This is a genomic window from Pseudoalteromonas sp. NZS127_1, from assembly GCF_015864295.1.
In the GTDB taxonomy this organism is placed as follows: Bacteria; Pseudomonadota; Gammaproteobacteria; order Enterobacterales; family Alteromonadaceae; genus Pseudoalteromonas; species Pseudoalteromonas arctica.
Genome location: NZ_JADYXO010000005.1, coordinates 37029 through 59253, shown reverse-complemented (window position 1 = coordinate 59253; position 22225 = coordinate 37029). Strand labels below are relative to the sequence as shown.

The 22225-nt window shown below is 37.2% G+C and carries 13 protein-coding genes and 1 tRNA gene; 10 read left to right on the top strand and 4 right to left on the bottom strand.

Features of this window, described 5'->3' with window-relative positions; all coding sequences use genetic code 11:
* Positions 1 to 3: 3 nt before the first annotated feature.
* The 4 genes from I6F50_RS06655 to I6F50_RS06640 form a co-directional block, all read right to left on the bottom strand.
* Positions 4 to 6696, bottom strand: a complete 6693-nt coding sequence (locus I6F50_RS06655) for an Ig-like domain-containing protein (RefSeq protein ID WP_197175748.1) — start codon at positions 6694 to 6696, stop codon at positions 4 to 6.
* Between the two features lie 39 nt (positions 6697 to 6735).
* Positions 6736 to 7857, bottom strand: coding sequence for a FecR domain-containing protein (locus tag I6F50_RS06650; protein WP_197175746.1), 1122 nt, complete (start codon positions 7855 to 7857; stop codon positions 6736 to 6738).
* Positions 7858 to 7869: 12 nt separating this feature from the next.
* Positions 7870 to 9195, bottom strand: a complete 1326-nt coding sequence (locus I6F50_RS06645; protein WP_197175744.1) for a surface lipoprotein assembly modifier — start codon at positions 9193 to 9195, stop codon at positions 7870 to 7872.
* Positions 9196 to 9515: 320 nt separating this feature from the next.
* Positions 9516 to 9591 (bottom strand) — tRNA-His (locus I6F50_RS06640).
* Between the two features lie 285 nt (positions 9592 to 9876).
* Here I6F50_RS06640 and I6F50_RS06635 point away from each other — a divergent pair.
* The 10 genes from I6F50_RS06635 (at position 9877) to I6F50_RS06590 (ending at position 22215) form a co-directional block, all read left to right on the top strand.
* Entirely contained in the window at positions 9877 to 10695 is an 819-nt protein-coding gene (locus tag I6F50_RS06635) for a mechanosensitive ion channel family protein (RefSeq protein WP_007582322.1), read from the top strand.
* 185 nt (positions 10696 to 10880) lie between these two features.
* A complete protein-coding gene (locus I6F50_RS06630; protein WP_024593750.1) occupies positions 10881 to 11663 on the top strand; it encodes a YdiY family protein in 783 nt (260 codons plus the stop codon).
* A 122-nt stretch (positions 11664 to 11785) separates the two neighbouring features.
* The gene (locus I6F50_RS06625; RefSeq protein WP_197175742.1) at positions 11786 to 14464 is read left to right on the top strand and encodes an SLBB domain-containing protein; all 2679 of its coding nucleotides are present in this window, start codon (positions 11786 to 11788) and stop codon (positions 14462 to 14464) included.
* Between the two features lie 271 nt (positions 14465 to 14735).
* A complete protein-coding gene (locus tag I6F50_RS06620) occupies positions 14736 to 15695 on the top strand; it encodes a Wzz/FepE/Etk N-terminal domain-containing protein (protein WP_197175740.1) in 960 nt (319 codons plus the stop codon).
* A 41-nt stretch (positions 15696 to 15736) separates the two neighbouring features.
* Positions 15737 to 16840, top strand: a complete 1104-nt coding sequence (rfbB, locus tag I6F50_RS06615) for a dTDP-glucose 4,6-dehydratase (protein WP_197175738.1) — start codon at positions 15737 to 15739, stop codon at positions 16838 to 16840.
* Between the two features lies 1 nt (position 16841).
* The gene (gene rfbA / locus I6F50_RS06610) at positions 16842 to 17723 is read left to right on the top strand and encodes a glucose-1-phosphate thymidylyltransferase RfbA (RefSeq protein ID WP_197175736.1); all 882 of its coding nucleotides are present in this window, start codon (positions 16842 to 16844) and stop codon (positions 17721 to 17723) included.
* Positions 17716 to 18414, top strand: coding sequence for a GNAT family N-acetyltransferase (locus tag I6F50_RS06605; protein WP_197175734.1), 699 nt, complete (start codon positions 17716 to 17718; stop codon positions 18412 to 18414). Before rfbA ends, I6F50_RS06605 begins: the two co-directional genes overlap by 8 nt.
* 2 nt (positions 18415 to 18416) lie before the next feature.
* Complete coding sequence (gene rffA, locus I6F50_RS06600; protein WP_024593744.1) at positions 18417 to 19547, top strand: dTDP-4-amino-4,6-dideoxygalactose transaminase; 1131 nt, start codon at positions 18417 to 18419, stop codon at positions 19545 to 19547.
* Positions 19537 to 20952: a lipopolysaccharide biosynthesis protein gene (locus I6F50_RS06595; RefSeq protein WP_197175724.1), complete on the top strand. Its 1416-nt coding sequence runs from the start codon at positions 19537 to 19539 to the stop codon at positions 20950 to 20952. Before rffA ends, I6F50_RS06595 begins: the two co-directional genes overlap by 11 nt.
* Positions 20953 to 22215: a glycosyltransferase family 4 protein gene (locus tag I6F50_RS06590; protein ID WP_024593742.1), complete on the top strand. Its 1263-nt coding sequence runs from the start codon at positions 20953 to 20955 to the stop codon at positions 22213 to 22215. It abuts the gene before it with no gap.
* Positions 22216 to 22225: the final 10 nt, after the last annotated feature.

Genomic DNA, 22225 nt, shown 5'->3' with positions numbered 1-22225 from the left:
AGGCTAAGCTCCATCTTCTACAAAATTGAATTTAGAAATACTAACATTGTTAGAGTTAGTGTCATTACAGGTGCTGCTTACAACAACTTGGGTATCATTTTGCAGGATGATTGAAGTAAATATATGTGTACTGACACATTGGCTTGCTTCATAAAATCCGGCACCACTGGCTCCAAACGTATTATCTAAAGTACCGTCAGTTAAAATACGCGCTAACATTCCTTTATTGTTAGCCATGCCGGCTAAAATAATTTGATTGCTACTATCGAGCGCTGCACCACTTAGCTCAGTGTTACCGCTTGACGCCAAAGTATATTCACCGACACCATTTACGGCAAAGCTAGTATCAAGCGCACCCGTAACGAGCAACCTAATAACATTGGCTTTATTTGGCGAATCAATAAGGTTTGCTATTAAATATAACTTACCCGTTGTGTCAGTCAAAATCTGCGCTATTTTATTGTCGGTATCTGTGGTTCCTTCACCTACATATTTAAAGACTTCAGTACCGTTTGAGCTTAACTTCAATGCGATTAGCTTTGAAGTGCCACTTAATACTGCCTTACCGCCAATGAAAATATCCGCATTGTCGGTATGTACACGGTTATAGTACTCAAAAGCTGAGCCTATGATACTTCCGCCAGTGCCAAAGTTTGGCTCAAGGGTACCTTCTGGTGTCAACATTATAACGATTGGGCTAGGAGTGCCGCTTATTACGATTGACCCAACAGTAATAATGTTACCGCTATTATCAAGTGCAATACCTGTCAGGTTTACCAATTCTGCGCCACTGACAGAGGTTGTGTATACACCATCTGTTGCAAATGAAGTGTCTAAATTACCAGACTGATCAACTTTAGCTACAAAGCCTGCTTCACCATTTTCACTATTTTTAGAGCCTGTAATAACTAAATTGCCGTCGCTTTGCTCGGTTAAAGCGACGCGCGACTTACTCAAATCTATGGCAATTTCTTTATGGCCACTTTCGCTAAAGCTAGTATCAATATCACCCGCACTCGTAAAGCGTGTTAATACTAACTTAGTAATTGAGTCCGATTTAGCCGTTGATGCAAGAATATACTTACCGGCATGAGGGTCATTGCTAAGTTGTAAAACGTGCATTGATTCGTCGTTTGTCGCATCTACTAAATTATTAAGGGTAAAGTAACCATTCGTTTCAAAGTTACTAAATAATGTGGCTTGACTGTCTATTGCTGCAATAAACGGTTTTGTATTTGAATCATCATTAACACCAGCTACCCAAAGAGTGTCATTAGAGTCGATAGCTAAAGTGTTGGCAAATTGCTTACCACTTATACCATCAATTATATTAATGCCGGAGGTGCCATAGGCACTATCTAAAGTACCTTGATTATTAATCCGTGCTGAAAATAATTTTTCTGAGGCTGATACGCCAGTCGTCCCCGACAAGCTAATACCATTGTTGATGGGCTCGTGTTTAATGCCCGCAATGTTAGCGCCGCCATTACCATTACCACCATTACCATCAATATCATAAATTGCAATACCAGCATTGCCAAAGGTGGTGATTAGCTCCCCATCTTTATTAATAGCTAATACTACCGCTTCTTTTTCACCGCTGGTTCTTGTTACATATCCACCTGCAAAGGCAGTAAATTCAGAATCAACAACTCCGCCTACAGCAAAAAGTTCGTCGTCTTTATCATTATCAGATATATCAATTGTTAGTGCTGCGCCACCATTGAAGTTATTGTCATTATCGCCATCAGATTTTAAATAACGAAGTAGAGAGTCTTTTGTTCCCTCTGCATTGGTAACACTCCCAACCACTAAGTAATCGGAATCATCAAAGTTCTTAATTGCAAAGCCTTCATCATCTCGATTAGCGCCGCTAACATCGACAATAGCTGGAGTAGAGTTCTCAAAATCTAGATCTGATTTTTTATAATGTATCCATAAACTATCGTTTTGAGTGCCATCAAAGCGTTTACCTACAGCCAGTATTTTATCGTCATCAATTTCAAGGTCATTAATAACAAGAGTACTCGCTTGTGAAGTACAGCGAACTCCTGAATCATTCTCACCAGAGTCAGTACTTACAACGCCAGCAGTATTCATTTCCAATAAGCAGGCTTCAGTATTTGTGCCGTCAAAACTAGAATAAGCAATAAAGAGATCTGTACCGTCAGAAATAATAGCTGTGGCTTCTTCATCATCATCTAAATCTAATATTTTTATTCCATTACTATTAAAAGCATTATTTGTTATGCCAGCGTTGGTGTAAGACACAACAATAATATCTTTATCGTCGCCATCAACAAAACCAACAAAATAAAGGTTGCCATTAAGCTCAATACTGTCTTTAAACTCACCTCCAGAAAAAATGTTTGAAAGATCAAGCTCACCTGTAATCGGGCGGCCAAATGTCACATCTTCAGTTGGAATAAGAGGCTCAATTTCATCAGTAATATTAACGGTTATGTTAACGTTTGAACTTTCATTAGGTGTGCCATCATCAGTTATAGTGACATTTAAGATATATTGATTAGTTGTTTCAAAATCAAATGGGCTTTCACCTGCGGTTGATAAAACACCAGAGCTACTATTAATTTTAAATAAAGCAGTGTTACCGCCAGTTAAACTATAAGTTAAAGTCTGGTTCTCAATATCTGACGCGCTAACAGTCCCTATGATGTCGCCATCGGTAGCATTTTCATTAATACTAAAACTTTGAACCGATGCTACAGGTGCATCGTTAACACCAGTTACGGTAATGGCCACTGTGGCTGTATTGGTTCCGCCATTATTATCACTAATCGTATAAGTTATCGTGGCAAGTCCATTGGTATTGGCTTCAGGCGTATATTGAATTTGATTGCCAACTACTGAGACCGAGCCAATATCAGCTGAGGCTGAAGAGATCACCAAGCTGTCTCCATCAGAGTCAGTATCATTTGCTAATACGTTTATCAGTATTGGTGCTGCATCTTCAGCCATGGTCGCGGTATCGTTATTGGCAACAGGTGCATCATTCACGGCAGTTATCGTAATAGCGAGCGTGGCAGTATTCGTTCCACCATTATTATCACTAACAGTATAGGTAACTCTTGCTAAGCCGTTGCTATCGGCTGCCGGTGTGTATTGAATTTGATTGCCAACTACTGAGACTGAGCCAATATCAGCTGATGCTGCACTGATCGCCAGGCTGTCGCCATCTACATCTGAGTCATTTTCTAATACGTTTACCAGTATTGGCGCTGCATTTTCAGCCATAGTAGCGGTATCGTTATTGGCAACAGGTACATCATTCACGGCAGTTATCGTAATAGCGACCGTGGCAGTATTTGTTCCACCATTATTATCACTAACGGTATAAGTAACTGTTGCTAAGCCATTGCTATCAGCTGCCGGTGTGTATTGAATTTGATTGCCAACTACGGAGGCTGAGCCAATATCAGCTGATGCTGCACTTATCACCAGGCTGTCGCCGTCTTCATCTGAGTCATTGGCTAATACGTTTATCAGTATTGGTGCTGCATCTTCAGCCATAGTAGCAGTATCGTTATTGGCAACAGGTGTATCGTTCACTGCAGTTATAGTAATAGTGACCGTGGTAGTATTTGTTCCACCATTATTATCAGTAACGGTATAAGTAACTGTTGCTAAGCCATTGCTGTCGGCCGCCGGTGTATATTGAATTTGATTGCCAACCACTGAGACCGAGCCAATATCAGCTGAGGTTGCACTGATTGTGAGGCTGTCGCCATCTACATCTGAGTCATTGGCTAATACGTTTATTAGTATTGGCGCTGCATCTTCAGCCATGGTAGCCGAATCGGCGTTTGCTATTGGATCATCGTTTACGGAGGTAATAGTGATAGTTAACGTTGTTGTACTGGCACCACCGCTGCTATCGCTTACAGTATAAGTAACTGTTGCTACGCCGTTGTCGTCGGGTGCCGGTGTATATTGAATTTGATTGCCAACCACTGCGACCGAACCAGTATCTGCCGAGGCAGCACTGATAGTGAGGCTATCACCATCCACGTCAGAGTCATTTGCCAATACGTTTATTAGTATTGGCGCTGCATCTTCATCTACTGTCGCTGAGTCTGCGTTTGCAATAGGAGTATCGTTTACAGGAGTAATAATTATTGATAAGTTTGTAGTTGCAGTACCACCGTTACCATCACTTATTGTGTAGCTAATAATTGCTGTTCCATTTGTATTAGCAGCAGGCGTGTATTGGATTTTATTATCAACAACAGATGCAGAACCTATATCTGCAGTAGCAGCTGTTATTGTAAGAGTATCGCCATCAATGTCGGAGTCGTTAGCTAGTACGTTAACTAATAACGCAGGAGCATCTTCGTTCATCGTTGCTGAATCAGTATTTGCAGTAGGGGCATCATTAACGGGTGTCACGGTAATCGTCACACTTGCTGTTCTGTCGTTTATGCCTTCATTACCAGTGCTATAGCCATCCGTAATGGTGTAAGTTAGTACTATCTCACCTGAAAAGTTCGCTGGTGGAGTAAACTGTATTTTTCCGGCGACAATAGTCGCTTCTCCAGCAATATTTTCTATGTTCGAAATACTAATCGTATCGCCATCTGCATCAGTGTCGTTAGCTAGCACGTCTAATAAAGATGCAGAGCTGTCTTCGTCTAACGTAAATTGATCGTTATTGGCTTCTGGAAAAGTATTAACGCCGCTTTCACTTAATGTTACTTGAGCTGTTGCAGTTAAGCCTTGCTCATTTGAAATTGAATAGGTAAAGCTATCTACACCAATAAAACCTGAGTCAGGTTGATAAGTAAACGAGCCATCAGCATTTAATGTAAGTTCGCCATTTTGAGTTGTATTAATTGCCGTAGTATTAACCGATAAATCGCCAGCCTCAATATTAAAGTCGTTAATTAACAAGCCATTTTGTACTGTTACTTCAAATAGTTTATTTTTACTAAATTGATAGGCATCATTTTGTGCGACAGGGCTATCGGGTTCGCTGTTTATTACTAAAGTTACTGTGGCTGTAGAGGTTGCACCTAATGAGTCTATAGCTTGATATCGAAATTGATCAACACCATTAAAATTAGCATCCGGCACATAACTAAAGCTGCCATCAATTGCTAATAATAGTTGGCCATGTGTTGGTGCCACAATAAATGTTTCATCAACTGAAAAACTGTCATTATTTGGGTCAGTATCGTTACTAAGCACACCATTGGCTGCTGTAACCACAAGTGTTTCATCTTCGCTTAAACTATAACTATCATTTTTTGTTACAGGGGCTACGTTAGTGTTTGAGCTTACAATAGTTACATTTGCAATAGCCTGAGCACCTTGTGCATCAACAACTCTATACTGAAAGCTGTCTTGGCCTTGCATGTTCTGCTCGCCTTGGTATTCAAAGCTACCATTATCAAAAAGGGTTAATTGTCCTCTTGTCGGTTCGCTAACAGGCGTTGTATCAACAGTTAAGTTATCTAAATCAATATCGCTATCGTTAATAAGTAAGCCAGGCGATAGGACAACTAAGGTTCCATTGTTTGTAATGTTATAAGTATTATCAAGCGCAATAGGGGCGTCGTTAACAGCTAAAATGGTTATCTCTACAACTGCGGTATCTGTCATACCTAGCTCGTTAGCAACTTGATAGCTAAAGGCATCTTCACCATTAAAGTTTGCAATAGGGATATAAGTAAAATCCCCATTTTCATTTATATCAATGGTGCCATGCTGCGGTAGAATTAATGCATCTGCATTTACACGTAAATCGCCACTGTATTGATTCGTATCATTTGTTAGCACGTTGCCTTGCAGAGTTTGATCTTCATTTATCTGAAACTGATCGGCATTAGCTTCTGGTGCAAATGCAAGCTCTCCACCCACTGGTGCTATGTTTATTATATTAGCAAAGCCACTTTCACCACTGCCATCAATACCGGTAATAAGTACTTGATAACTTTTATCTGTAAGTGACTCGGTAATGCTTAATGCAGTATCTTGAATACTTAAAAATTGTTGCCCGTTTTCTAATTCATTAATATTAGTAGATGAAACTCCAGCTTGAGTTGCAATATAAACGTTATAACGATTAAGTTCGGGGTTAGCTTGCCACGAAAGATTAATATTATCTTCGTCTCGCTGAGCTGTAACACCTTCAATTTGATATGGTTGCCAGTTAAAAGTAATTGCATCAGCAAGGACTTGATTATTTAAAGTGTCAGTTATCCATATTTCTAGGCGTATCTCTCCTGGAGTTACACCATAAAGTGCAGGGCTGAGGCCTATAATTGATTTTTCGTAGTCAAAACCACAATCAGAAGAACACAGTGATATGCTTTTATTAACACTAGGGAGCACTAAATTAACTTCAGCAATGCCATCAGTATCCGAAGCTTCAAGTAAAAAAGAAACGTTGCCTTGCACAGTTTCGTTTGTTTGTGAAAAAACAATATTAGCGCGTGTATTAGCTATGCTTGATCCAACTACTCCTCTACTTGAAGTGACAGCACCTAAAACTTTTGTATTCTTGGTTTGATTACTCGCTATAACACCAGCTAAATTTATATAGCTAGTCACCGTTGGCGTTACTACTTCAGCCGTAGGTGATTGTATTGTCTCTTGAGCAGGGCTTTCTTCTGAGCCTCCACAGGCACTTAACAAAAACACCATAGAACCAAGCAAAAATATATTTTTTGCTGTCATTTTAAATACTCCATAATAAAAGCTTTGTATCCAATGTGTTTATGGTTCTAATTTAAAAGAACCGCTAGCATTTACATCAGGATTATTTATTTCGTTAAGATTAAAGTTGCCAGTAATGTTGTCTAAGTCATTCAAAAATATTGCATCAACATCGCCCTCGGCTTTATTGTTGCCATGGGATGCAAATGTAACGGCTAAGTCAAGTTCGCTTAAATTTATTAAACCGCTGTAAGCCGCATACCAATTTCCGCCCGCGTCATTAAAACTAATTTCGCCATCAGGCACTGTGCCATTATCAAAATCAACGGCCATAGTCATAGCAAAGTCAGTAACAGCACCCACACTCGAATTTACATTAAAGCTTGATGCTTCATAGTTAAATACACCTTGGCGCTGAGCTATTTGATCGACTAAAGATGCGCTGCTAACTGTTTGAAATTGTTGTTCAGAATATATATCCATAGTATCTGTATCTGCTTCAAAAGCATTTACTTCAACTTCAGTTACAGATGCTTGTTCAGTCTCTTCTTCGTTGTCATCTTTAGGGTCGATCGTTACTATATTTTGATCAAACACACGTGCTGCACGCGTCGTTTTTAATACTTCACCAGAGGCTGTAATTTGTGCAAACGAAAATGCCTCGTTATCACCCAAAGAAACCACGCTATTATTTTCTAAAGTTAAATCTATTGCGCCATCCCATACAGCTAAAAACACATTGCCTTCAACGAGCTGAACTTCAAAATGTGTTCCACGTATACCAATAGAGCCAACGGGGGTTTTTACATTATAAGAGCCGCCATTTTTTTTAATCACACCCGAAATAGAGCGTAAACCACCTTTAAGTAACTCAATAGAAGCAGAACCTTGTTGGGTATTATCATCAAATTCGTAGTTAGCAATATTTAGTTCTGAATTTTCTTTTAAAGCGATTAAACCACCATCCGACATTGAAAATTGCGCTTTGCTTTTCTCTCCGGTCGTAATGCGATCTACACCAAAAACGGTATCTCTGCGCTGCAACTGCCGTTGTTGTTCAGAGCTTCCATCAACCGCTAGTACAGAGCCTCGCGCTAAAATAGTTTTACCAGCAGGGGAGTTTGCTTGTGTATAAAAACTTACACAAAGTAAAGTGGTAATTACAGGGAGTAAATGTTTCATAAATACCTTAAATTAAAATGAGTAAGAAGCGCTTAAATTGATATCTAAACGGTCATATTCGAATAAAGAAATATTACTGGATTTATCTTGATAGTTGGCTGCCAACTGTATTGCTAAATCACGATTAACTAAGTAGCGAACAGAAGTTGAGAGCATAAAGAGGTTATCGGCACGTTCTTGTAAAAATAAAGGGTGATCATCTTTATAATTAATCCATTGGTATCCAGCAAGAGATAACAACTGCCAATGTTGAGCTAGTTGAGTGTTCACTTGGTAGTACAAACTCGTAATATTACGGCTATTAAATTCACCTTCAGTAATATCGGCTTCTTCATTTTTAGCGTTAACACTTAAACTTTGAAACCATTGCTTAGTTGCATAGCTAGCTCCTGCGTTTATTGCATAAAACGAATTATTGAGCTTTTCATCAAATCTATTATTTAAAACACCCGCAGTCGCAGAGCTAAATAAATTAACTTGTTTATTCAGCTTATAACTAGCACCTGCTGTTAAAGCTGATTCAGTACGATAAAGATCGCCATCAAGCATTAATGGAGTCGTCGATACTTGTGCAAACCAACTTATGTCATTTTGTTTATATTGATAGGCAGCATTAATATGCGCATTTATACGATCGTATTGGCTGAGTTCTGCAAACTTGTACCACCCGGTATTAACACTCAAAGTGATTAAACTTTTCTGATCTATAGGGTGAGAGTACTTTCCTCTGTAATTTAGTCGCGCATAGTTGTCTTGCGTACTTTTACTTTCTGGCGATAACAAAAACTCACCAATATTAGGAATTATAATCGTATTTTCTGCCGTACCCGCATTTACGTTGCCATCAACGCCAAGGGCAAGCTCAATATTTTGCTTATAAGAACGCCCCGCTTCTTGCTTTTTAAGTGTGGTTGTATCAAGTAACGACTGTGCTGAAGACTTTATGTTATTAGGTGTGTTAGGTGAGTTAATCAGTATTAAAGCTTGAGTATCGGCAGCAGGTAAATTATTAACGGTTAAATAAGCACGAACTAAGTACAAGCGAGCTTCATACCATCTAGGGTTGTTTTCAACCACGCGTTCAAAGGCAAATACAGCTGGCGCCGCATTTCCTGTTTTAAGCGCAGAGACCCCTAGTAAAAAATCGTATACGGGTTCACCCAGGTACTGGTATTCACTATTACTTTTTTGATAAGCCTGAGTATATTTTTTTTCAGAAACTAATTTTTGAAGTTCAATCAGTAGCTTATTATATTCATCATTGCTTTGAGCCAATGAGTTAAAGCTCATTACAGCTAAACAACTACACAGTAAATTTCTTAAAACCTGTTTAATCATGCTTAATTTTATATCCCAGTAGAAGTTTGATGTTTTGTATAAAAAGAGATGTATGTACTAGAAATTTAGCACTTTTTGTACTTAAGTACAGCCAATGTAATCACATTGGTTAAATAAATGTAATTTAATTTAGGCTAAACAATTGTTTAATAAATCTTCAAATTAAACTTATTAAAACAGAAGAGGTTGCTGATAAACTGCTTTAGCTTAAAATAGTAATTAATTTGGATAACAAAGGTTAAATATGCTGTATAGGATATAAAAAGATAATTTAGGGAGATTATTAAAATATAAATAAAGGGTATTACTAGGAGAAAAAGTGGGGCGATTGACGGGGCTTGAACCCGCGACAACCGGAATCACAATCCGGGGCTCTACCAACTGAGCTACAACCGCCACTACACACACCTTGTTTGGTGTGGCGCGCATAATACATAAAATAATAAATGTTGTGAAGCCTAAAAGTGAAATAAATTAAAATAATTTATTTCAGGCAAATATAATTAGTATTTGGTCGTTAATAACTTTCCAAAGTAGGCTTCATTTTATCGCATAATTGCCTCTAAAAAATCGAATGTACTTACATTTAATAGTATTAATTCATTATTTCATGAGAATAAATTGTAAATTAATGTATAATAATGCTCGGAAAACGCTTAATAAAAAACATTTGGAGTAAATATGGATTCAGTACTTAATTGGCTTAACGATAACTCAGGCCTAATCTTACACTACGGTATACAAGCTGTTGTTGCGCTTGTTATCTTTTTACTTGGTAGTCGTATCGCTAAGTTTTGTTCTAACTTAACTGAAAAAGGTTTTGCTAAAAAGAAAGTAGATAAAGCTGTCGGGTCGTTTGTTTCAAGCATTGTGTACACACTTGTATTTGCTGTTACTATTTTAATGGCACTTTCGCAAATTGGTATTGAAACAACTTCGTTCATTGCTATTTTAGGTGCTGCAGGCTTAGCTGTTGGCTTAGCATTACAAGGTTCACTATCTAATTTTGCATCAGGCGTGCTAATTATTTTACTTCGTCCGTTTAAATCTGGTGACTTTGTTGAAGCAGGTAATAAAATGGGTACTGTTAAGAAAATCGAAATATTTTCAACTGAACTTCGTACACCAGATAATAAAGTAATCATCGTACCAAACTCTCAAATAATGTCAGGCGCTATTACTAACTTCTCGCGCGAGTCTACTCGCCGTATCGATTTAGTTATTGGTGTTAGTTACGATGCTGATTTACGTCAAGCAAAAGAAGTATTAAAATCTGTGTTAGATGCAGAAACACGCATACTTAAAGACCCAGCTTATACAGTAGCTGTATCTGAGCTAGGTGATTCTAGCGTAAACTTTGTTGTTCGCCCTTGGGTTAACGCTGCTGATTACTGGCCTACTTACTGGTCATTAATGGAAAATATTAAAATTGCATTAGATGATGCAAATATTGCAATCCCATTTCCACAAATGGATGTTCATTTACACAAGCAAGACTAATTTTAAATAGTTATTTAATTAAAGTTATCTTTAATTGTTGTAGTGATAAAGCGGCTATTAGAAATAAAATTTCATGCAGTATTTGCTGCATGAAATTTTTTACATTATTACTTAGCTGTTTTGCTTGCTCTAACAAGTAACGCTTTAATAAAATAGATATACATTTATACAAAGGTTATTTTTTAATGAAATTAAAGCTTTTATCAGTTTTAGTTGCAGCATCTGCTGCAACAAATGCATTCGCTGCAGACGCAGATCAAAAAACGTGGGAAGTTACCAGTGAACTTGGTGCTATTATCACAAGTGGTAATACAGAAACGACCACACTCAAAGGTGGTATTAAAGTACAGCACAACCTTGAAAACTGGAACAACGAATACAAGCTAGACGGCATCTACAAAGAAGATGAAGTTGAAGATGCTAATGGCGACAAAAATAAGCAGCGCACTAATGAAAAGTACTCGATTTCAGCGCAAGGTAATTACAAATTAAATGAAGATCATTCTCATCTATTCATTTATGGTTCACACGTTTCAGATTATTTTGGAGCATATAGAAGTGAGTCAGTAATTTCTGCAGGTTACGGTTTACGTTTATTAAACGAAAAAACAATGTGGTTAAGTGCCGAAGTTGGTCCTGGTTATAAATATTTTGAATACCCAGATGACAGCTCTGAAATTGATGATAACGGTAACTCTCTTGCTGGCGAGTTTGAAGGCGAAGTAATTGCCTTAGGTAAATTAGATTACAACTGGCAAATTTCTGAGAGTGCACGTTTTACTCAATTAGTTGCTGTAGAGTATGGTGATACAAACACTAAAACTCGTTCAGAAACTGCATTGCTTGCAAAAATAAACGGCTCATTACAAATGAAAGTCGCTTTTAATGTCACTAACAACTCAGATGTTGCTGACGACAAAGAAAGCACTGACACAGAAACATCATTTACTCTGGTTTACAGTTTTTAACCAATGTAACTAAGTTAATGACACTAAAGTGACAAAAGGGACGAAAGTCCCTTTTTTATTTGCTCAAAATTAATGTATTATAGCCACCAATTTTGGTTGTAGACCTAGGGATATACCTACTCGTGAAAGTTTTTACACAATTTATTAGTGCTTTTATTCTACTTTGTAGTTTTAGTACTTTGGCTTTTACGCCAACAGCATCTCAAATTGAGCAATTTAAAAAGCTGCCAAAAGCTCAGCAAGAAGCCCTAGCAAAACAGTATGGTGTTGATGTTTCAACGATCACCGGTACAAACCAATCTAATAATCAAAATAATACAGAGCAACAAAACAGTATTGGCGAGCGCGCAGAGCCAGAAAAAGAAAAGCTAACAGATGAAGAGCGCTTCAAACCAAAAGCAGACGAATTAAAACCATATGGTTATGAGTTGTTTGCAGGTGAACCCACTACATTTATGCCAAGCGAAAATGCGGCAGTACCCGATACTTATATTGTAGGCCCTGGCGATCAATTAAAAATTAACTTTTATGGTAAAGAAAGTGACAGTTTTGAAGTAATAGTTGATCGTGAAGGACGTATTAGTATTCCAGATCTAAGCCCTGTAGAAGTGGCTGGTTTAACCTTTGCTGAAATTAAAGAACTAATAAAAGTAAAAGTAGAGCAGGAAGTTATTGGTGTAAAAGCATTTATATCGCTTGGCCAACTTCGTAGCATGCGTATTTTAGTGCTAGGAGAAGCGTATAAGCCGGGTAGCTACAGTGTTTCTTCATTAACAACTGTTTCGCACGCATTATTCGTAAGCGGTGGCGTGTCTGACATTGCCTCTCTTCGTAATATTCAAGTTAAACGAGCAGGCAACGTAGTTGCAAACTTTGACCTTTACGACTTACTTATTAATGGCGATAGCAGTAACGATATCGTATTAAAGCCGGGCGATGCTGTATTTATTCCATCAGTTGGCGCTCAAGTAAGAGTTGAAGGTGCGGTTAAACGCCCAGCTATCTTTGAACTTAAAAAAGGTGAGTCTGCTAAGCAGTTATTAGCAATGGCCGGAGGCCTTAAACCAAATGCATATGCCAAAAGCGCAATTGTAGAGCGCTTTAACTTCGATCGTAAAGAAGTGCTATCGGTAGATTTTTCAAAATCGCAAATTAACTATATTCCACAAGATGGCGATCGTATTCGCTTTAATTCAGTTAGCTCTCAATATCAAAATTCAGTTAGCTTAATTGGTGCAGTAGCGCGCCCAGGTAATTATCAGTGGCACCAAGGCAAGCGCATTTCAGATGTACTTAAATCAGTACGTGGTGATTTACTACCGCAAGCCGATTTAAGCTACGGACTCGTAATCCGCGAAATAAATATAAACGGCGATATAGAAGCACATCAGTTCGATGTTGCTCAAGCTATTATTAAAAACTCTGAAAATAACTTACAACTTCAAGCTAATGACAAAATTGTTGTATTTAGCCGTTTTGAAGAAAAAGAAGCCGAACTGTCTGCACTAGCAAATATGGCCCTTAGTCAAGAGCAACAAGAGCAGCAACTAAAAGCAGAGCAGTGGCATAAGTTTGAGCAAAAAGAGTTCGAAAAATACATTGGCGTTAATCAAGAAGACGAAGAACTTGTTCTTGAAGACAATAAAATACTCACTATTGCTGAAATTTCTAAGCGCAAAGCAAAAGAAGAAGAAGACCAAGAACTCAAACCTGAAGATTACGCGTTATTTAGCCGCCATAATTTATTAGCGCCAATTATTGCTAAATTTAAGCAGCAAGCATCAGTGCAGCAAGCTATGCAATTAGTTGAGATTAGCGGAAACGTTACTTTCCCAGGTATTTATCCACTAATGATTGGTGGTGAGGTAAGTGATTTAATAACAGCAGCAGGTGGCTTGCTGGAGTCTGCATACATAAAACAAGCTGAAATTACGCGAATAGTAGCGAGTGATGGTTCTAAAATAGAACACTTACGATTTGATCTTGAAAGCGCCATGAAAGGCGATCTTCAAAGTAATATTACATTACAAAGTAAAGACAGCATCAACGTATTCGCTATTCCAAATTGGCAAGAAAATGTAAAAGTAGAATTAAAAGGTGAGCTTAAATTTCCGGGCACTTACACCATACGCCGAGGAGAAACGCTTACTGAATTACTTGAACGCGCGGGTGGTTTTTCAAAATTTGCAGAGCAAAAAGCAGCTGTATTTACCCGTACGTCGATTAAAGAGCAAGAGGAAAAGCAGTTAGCACGTTTATCTACAGAGCTTCGCCGTGATATAGCTTCTAAGAGCTTCCAAAACTCTGTAAGCAGTAGCACACTTTCATATGAAGAAATGAACAAGCTGTTAAACGACCTCGCGAGTGTTGAAGCCGTAGGACGTTTAGTAATTGATTTACCTTTAATTGTAAATAACCAACAAAACTTAGTATTACAAGATGGTGATACACTTTATGTACCAAGCAAGCGTGATTCAATTAGCGTAATTGGTGAAGTTAATTACTCAACATCGCACCTATACAAAACTGGGGTGAGTGTTGATGATTATCTTGCTTTGAGTGGTGGCCTTAAAGAGCGTGCCGCTGAAGACAGAATTTACATTATTAAAGCCAATGGTTCAGTGAAAATACCAAACACAGGTGGCTGGTTTGCAGCAAATAATGCTGATCAGTTAGAACCAGGCGACACAATAGTAATACCAATGGACGCAGGACACATGGACAAGCTAACGCTTTGGAGCACTGCAACGCAGATTCTTTATCAGCTAGGCGTAGCAGTGGCAGCTATTGGTAGCTTATAAAAAGAAAATAAATAAACGCAATGAGTAAAACTATTGTTGCGTTTATTTTGACTAAAATATTGATAGAAATATAAATCGAAACTTGAGTTAACTGTGTTGTTTACTTCAGTTAAGTTATTTACTCCGTAAGAGTATTTATTTTTAATAAGTTAAGATTACTAAGTTTTGTAGTTTCATATCTTCCCAGTTATCTGTAGCTAAAAACTTAAATTCAATGTTTTGTTGAAAATTGAATCATATATCTCAGAAAACTGGCTGATAAGAGAATTACATGAGTAATAAAATTAAAGAATATCACAACGAGTTAAACTATTTAGAGCAAGACTTTGATGCAGAGATAAATTTAAAGGAGTTATTATCAGTACTATGGAAGCGTAAATTTATAATTATTTTCACATCGATATTATTTACTTTTATAGCTGTATTTTATGCATTGAGTTTACCCGATACTTATAAGTCTGAAGCATTATTAACTGCAGCAGAACAGAAAGAGTCTGGCGGCTTAGGTGGCTTATCAGGGCAGTTTGGTGGTTTGGCTAGCTTGGCTGGAATTAATTTGGGTGCAGGCTCTGATAATAAAACACAGCTAGCAATTGAAGTTTTGAAGTCACGTCAATTTACGAGCGAATTTATACAAAATCATAATATCCTACCCAATTTAATGGCAGTAAAGTCATGGAATAGTAGTACTAATGATATTTTATACAATGAAGATGTTTATCTCGCAGAACAAAAAAAGTGGGTTCGTGAAATATCTGCACCTTTCAAGCCAAAGCCTTCAATGCAAGAAGCATATAGAGCATTCAGCAAAGTCGTATCTATAAATACTCTAAAAGATACAGGGATGATTACAATTTCAATTGAACATGTTTCCCCTGTCGTTGCCAAGCAGTGGGTAGACTGGTTAATTGCCGACATCAATTCGGTTATGAAAAAACGAGATGTAGCAGAAGCCAATCGTAGTACAGATTTTCTAGTTAAACAGTTAGATAAAACAAAAATTGCAGATATACGTTCAATTTTATACAAGCTTATAGAAGAGCAAGCAAAAACGATTATGTTCGCTAATGTTCGTGATGAATACGTATTTAAAACAGTAGATCCAGCAATCGTCGCTGAAATTAAGTCAGGCCCCAAACGAGCTTTTATCTGTATATTTGCGGCAATTCTAGGGTTTATTTTGGCAACAATTAGCGTTTTAACTTTGTATTTTCTAAAAAAAGAAGACTGAAATAATCCGCTTTGAGCAGTAAAGTTTTAAAGGTAATTAAATTGAAAATACTAATAACAGGTGGTGCAGGGTTTATTGGCTCTGCTGTTATCCGACATATAATAGATAATACTCAAGATTTGGTTATCAATCTCGATAAGCTGACTTATGCAGGTAATTTAGAGTCACTAAGATCAATTGATAGTAATGAGCGTTATGCATTTGAGCAAGTTGATATTTGTGACCGTGTAGCCCTAGACCGTGTGTTTGCCGAGCACAAGCCAGATGCTGTAATGCATTTAGCTGCAGAGAGCCATGTTGATCGCTCAATTACAGGCCCCGCTGAATTCATTCAAACCAATATTGTAGGAACTTACACTTTATTAGAAGCTGCTCGCGAGTACTGGAATTCACTCGAAGATAGCGCAAAGCTCGCTTTTAGGTTTCATCATATATCTACTGATGAAGTGTATGGTGATTTACCTCACCCAGATGAGCAAGCGGGTAATGCGTTGAGTAAAGCGCTACCTCTGTTTACTGAACAAACATCTTATGCACCAAGCAGTCCTTATTCAGCAAGTAAGGCATCTAGTGATCACTTAGTTCGTGCATGGCTACGTACGTATGGCTTTCCTACAGTTGTAACCAATTGCTCAAATAACTATGGGCCATATCATTTCCCTGAAAAATTAATACCATTAGTAATACTTAATGCCCTTGAAGGTAAAAAACTACCGATTTATGGAAAAGGTGATCAGATTAGAGATTGGTTATTCGTTGAGGATCATGCTCGAGCTTTATATAAGGTAGTAACTGAAGGTAAAATTGGTGAAACATATAATATTGGTGGCCATAACGAAAAGCAAAACATTGAAGTTGTTAAAAGTATTTGCAGTATTCTAGATACTTTAGTGCCTAAGGACTCCCCGTACTCAGAACAGATAACGTACGTGGCAGATCGCCCGGGTCACGATAGACGTTATGCTATTGATTCATCAAAAATGAGTGCAGAGCTAAACTGGACACCGGTCGAAACCTTTGAAACAGGCCTACGTAAAACCGTTCAATGGTATTTAGATAATCAAACGTGGTGTCAAAACGTACAAGATGGTTCATATCAGCGTGAGCGTCTGGGCGAAATAAATATGACAGCTAAAGGAAAATAGCATGAAAGGAATTATCCTTGCCGGAGGCTCCGGTACACGCCTTTATCCTATTACTATGGGTGTATCCAAGCAGTTACTCCCAATTTATGATAAGCCAATGATTTACTATCCGCTTTCTGTGTTGATGTTAGCGGGAATACGTGAAATCTTAATTATTACTACACCTGAAGATCAAGAATCATTTAAACGATTATTAGGTGATGGCTCACGCTTTGGCATTGAGCTTAGTTACACGATACAACCAAGCCCAGATGGCTTGGCTCAAGCGTTTATTTTAGGTGAAGAGTTTATTGGCTCTGACGACGTTTGTTTATTGCTAGGCGATAATATTTTTTATGGGCAAGGGTTTTCACCTAAGTTAAAGCATGCGGTTGATAATGCTAAGAACGGACTAGGGGCGACTGTATTTGGCTATCAAGTAAAAGATCCGGAACGTTTTGGTGTTGTTGAATTTGATGAGAACCAAAAGGCTATTTCCATTGAAGAAAAGCCAGCTAAACCAAAGTCTGATTTAGCAGTAACCGGTTTATATTTTTACGATAATTCTGTTGTAGAAATAGCAAAACAAGTTAAGCCCTCGCATAGAGGTGAGCTAGAGATAACGTGCTTAAATGAAATTTATTTAAAGCAAAATAAGCTTAATGTTGAAATATTGGGTCGCGGCTTTGCTTGGCTTGATACTGGCACGCATGAAAGCTTACTTGAAGCGGCTCAATTTGTAGAGACTATTGAAAAGCGACAAGGGTATAAAATAGCGTGTTTAGAAGAAATTGCATTCAATAATAAGTGGCTAACTAAATCTGAAATTGAAGCGCTTGCAGCCCCAATGCTTAAAAATAGTTACGGCCAATACCTAATGGGCTTAGTAAAAAGTAATGCATAATCACTTCACCTTAAAGGAGTGGGATAGCCACTTTTTTAACAAGACAATATTTTCACTTGAGCTAGCAAGTGATGATATTAAAAATACGGATTGGCCTAGTAACTCACTAATAACAACTAAAGTTAGTTCAAATAGTTATCACGATTTAGATAAAGTGAACAAGTATGGCTTTAGTTTTGTTGAGGGAGAGGTTGTATTTCAAAAAAGCTTACTTGTCAGTAATGGCGCAGTTTCATTACCAAGTTTTAATTGTTATCTGGCGTTAGAAAGTGATATTGATGAGCTTAAAAGTATAGTAAATGATTTATATCTAAATAGCCGTTTTAGAGAGCCGTGGTTTTCTCCAAGTGAAAGAGATTGCTTTTATCAAACGTGGATCGAAAATGCAGTTTTATCTAAATTCGATGACTGTTGTTTAGTCTTAAAAAACGAAGGTAATGTTTCTGGTTTTGTTACCATTCGGATTAGAAATAATGAAGCAGTGATAGGGCTTATCGGAGTAGCTAATCGTTTTCAGGGGCAGGGAATAGGCAGTAAACTATTAAAGTTAATAGAGGCCTACTGCTTAGCTAATAATGTTAGCAAGATAAAAGTTGCAACACAAACTAGCAATACTCCCGCAGCAAATTTATATAGTAAAAATGGTTTTAGTATTGCAGATATATCATATTGGTTTTATAAACAGGTTTAAAAATGATCCCTTTTAATATTCCTCCTAAAGTAGGTACAGAATTAGCGTATATCGAGCAAGCGATTGCATCAGACAAGTTATGCGGCGATGGTTACTTCTCTAAAAAATGCGAAAAATGGTTTGAAGACAGCTTCAACACAACAAAAGCATTACTAACTCCCTCATGTACAGCATCGTTAGAGCTAGCCGCTATTCTGATTGATATTCAGCCTGGTGATGAAGTTATAATGCCCTCATACACATTTGTATCTACAGCGAATGCGTTTGTATTACGTGGTGCAAAAATTATATTTGTTGACGCTCGTCCGGACACAATGAATATTGATGAAACACTCATTGAAGCTGCTATTACGGCTAAAACAAAAGCAATAGTGCCAGTACATTACGCAGGTGTAGCTTGTGAAATGGATACAATACTCGCTATCGCAGAAAAGCATGACTTGTGGGTAGTAGAAGATGCAGCACAAGGCGTAATGTCTACCTATAAAGGTAAAGCACTAGGAACTCTTGGTCATATAGGTTGTTATAGCTTTCATGAAACTAAAAACTACTCATCGGGTGGTGAAGGTGGGGCTATTTTAATTAATGACCCTAAGCTAGTTGAACGAGCTGAGATTATACGTGAGAAAGGAACAAACCGTAGCCAATTCCTACATGGTATTGTCGATAAATACACATGGCAAGACATAGGCTCGAGCTTTTTACCAAGCGAGTTACAAGCTGCATATTTATATGCTCAACTTGAAGCAGCAGACACGATAAATAATTTCCGTTTATCAATATGGGAACGTTATTACAATAAACTGAGCCTAAAACTAAAGGCTGAACAGCTACCTCATATTCCGGATTCATTAACGCATAACGCGCATATGTTTTATATAAAATTGAGCTCAAATGAAGAGCGAAATGAATTTATTAGTTATATGAAAACGCAGGATATTACGACACCTTTTCATTATATCCCACTGCACTCAAGCCCTGCAGGAAAACAGTTTGGCGAGTTTTCAGGCAAAGATACTTATACAACGCAAGAGAGTTCAAGGCTAGTACGTTTGCCGCTGTATTATGGAATGACTACAGAAAATCAAGACAAGGTAATAAAAGCGTCTTTGGATTTCTTCCTTGAAAGCTAAAATAATTTTACAATTTGCTTTAGGCCCAATTGGTGCAGCACTTCTTGGGTTTATAACCCTGCCGTTTGTCGCTTGGTTTTTTACAGTTGAAGATGTCGGCCGTTTGACTATGCTGCAAGTGGTTTTAGGGTTAGCTGTATCCTTATTTAGTTTATCAATGCATCAAGCTTATGTTCGTGAATATCATGAAAAGACTGATAAGGAAGCTTTATTAAAATTAAGTATTCTTCCCGGTTTAGTCTTAATTACTATTGTTGCATTGATAGCCTTATTACAGCCTTACTCTATTTCTAAATTATTATTCGGGATAAATTCAAATTCGTTAACGGTTTTGTTATTTGTGGGATTGTTAGCTAGTTTTTTTATTAACTTCTTAGCACACGTAATTCGTATGCAAGAACGTGGTTTAGCATTTTCTATAACGCAGATTGCTCCTAAGTTATTTTTACTTATATTAATAAGCTTAATAATGCTTTTTGGCTTAAAAGCTGAATTTTATACGCTTATGTTGATGAATACGTTAGCGATATCGTTTTCATTAATTATATTTGCTTGGCTAACCCGAAAATCTTGGATTGCAGCTTTTACGAAGCGAATTGACACCGTATTATTAAAGGGAATGCTAACATTTAGCTTACCGCTGGTCGCTGGGGGCATTGCTTACTGGGGGGTGAGTACAATGGATAGGTTCTTCCTTAGAAGTTTGTCAGGCTTCGAGGAACTCGGTATTTATTCATTGGCAGCAGCTCTTGCTGGAGTTGTATCGGTTGTTACATCTATTTTTTCTAGCATATGGCACCCCCTTCTTTATCGCTGGGTCAAAGAGGGCTCTGAGAAAAGTAAAATCGAGTGTGTTATAGAAAATATGGTGTTATTTGTTGTGCTGATTTGGTCTTTATTTGGTTTATTATCTTTCATTATTCCTATATTTTTACCTCAGGAATACTCCGCTATAGAATATTTAATAGTAGCGTGCGTAGCTATGCCTTTATTTTACTTATTAAGCGAGGTGACAGGAGTAGGGATTGGTATAACCCGCAGAACTAACTTTTCTATGTTAGCGTCTTTTATAGCATTTGCAGTTAATGCAATTCTAAATTATCTACTAATACCTCATTATGGGGCTTCTGGAGCTGCATTAGCTTCAATTTTTGCATTTTTTATTTTTTTTACAGTAAAGACAGAATCTAGCGCGCATATATGGAAGGCCATACCAAGAGTTAAAATTTATGTATTGATGATTGGTTATGTCGCTGCTACATGCATTATGGTCATTACAAAAGCAAATGAACCGGCGCTAATGTGGATTTGGGTTTTCCTACTAATTTTGAGCTGCGTTCTATTTTTTAAAAGATTAGCAGAAACATATTTTTATTTAAAAAACTATTTAATGAAAAGGGTTTGAATGTTATTTATTTATGGTGCTTTACCAGTAGGTGGTATTGAAACGTTTTTTATGCGAATGGCTAAAGAGCGTCACAGGTTAGGGTTGCATACAACCATTCTTCTTTTGTCATTACCACACGAAAGTAACCCTGAATTATTAAACGAAATGAAAAAGTATGCAAACGTATTATTTCCTGATGATATATTTTTAAATTTAGGAAAATTCACACGCAGATTACCCCTACTCGTGCCCGTGAAAAAAAGAGCATTAGAGCGCATTTTAGAAAATGTCGATCAGATACATGCAAGCGATGGAATGCATGCACTAGTGGGATATCGCTTATCAAATATGTTAAATAAAAATATAATTGTTACGGTTGGTTTTTATCATTACATAAAGTTTTTGTGGGGCGGTGATGATGTTGCTTGGCATGAGAAAGTTAATCGCAAATTTATATTTGATTTTTTACCCGAAAAATCGCTACTTTTTTTCTCGGAAGGCAATCGCCAATTATATATAAAACATAAGCGTAAAAAATTGACTGATGCAAATACTTTTAGATTAGGTGTTATCGATAAAAAAGATATTAAAGTTTCAGGTGAAGTAAACTTACCAATAAAAATCGTAGCAATAGGGCGACTAGTTGATTTTAAAACATATAATTTTTATATGATTAAGGTCTTAAAAAATTTAAAAACGAAAGGGTTTAATGTTCAATTTGACATTTATGGTGATGGCCCTTTAAAAGCACAAATAGCTGATGAAATAAATAAGGCTGGATTGAGTGAATCTATTCATTTAAAAGGGACATTAGACTATCTAAAGTTTGATGAAACAGTGAGTAATTATAATTTATTCATAGGTAGTGGTACTGCTATAATCCAAGCTGCAGCATTAGGTTTGCCAAGTATTGTAGGCGTTGAAAATGTTATAGAAGCTGAAACATATGGATATTTTAGCAATGTTAACCAGTATGAATACAACCTAAAGGGATTGGATTTAGAAATGATATCGGTTGAGACAATTATTGAAGATTATATCAATATGAATACTCAGCAAAGAAAAGCCCTAATATCTAGTCATTTAGAGTGCATTGATAGTTTTACTAATGAGTCTTGTCAAAAATCAATGGATGAATTGAAATATATAACTATGCCGGCTAAAAAATTAAAATATAACCGCTGGATTTATGAATTTTCAAGAATATTAGACAGAGTTAGCATGCGTTTTAATAAAAGGCATCCTTATTTAACTCGTTTTGAAGGTTTTGAGAAAAACTAACTTTAACTTG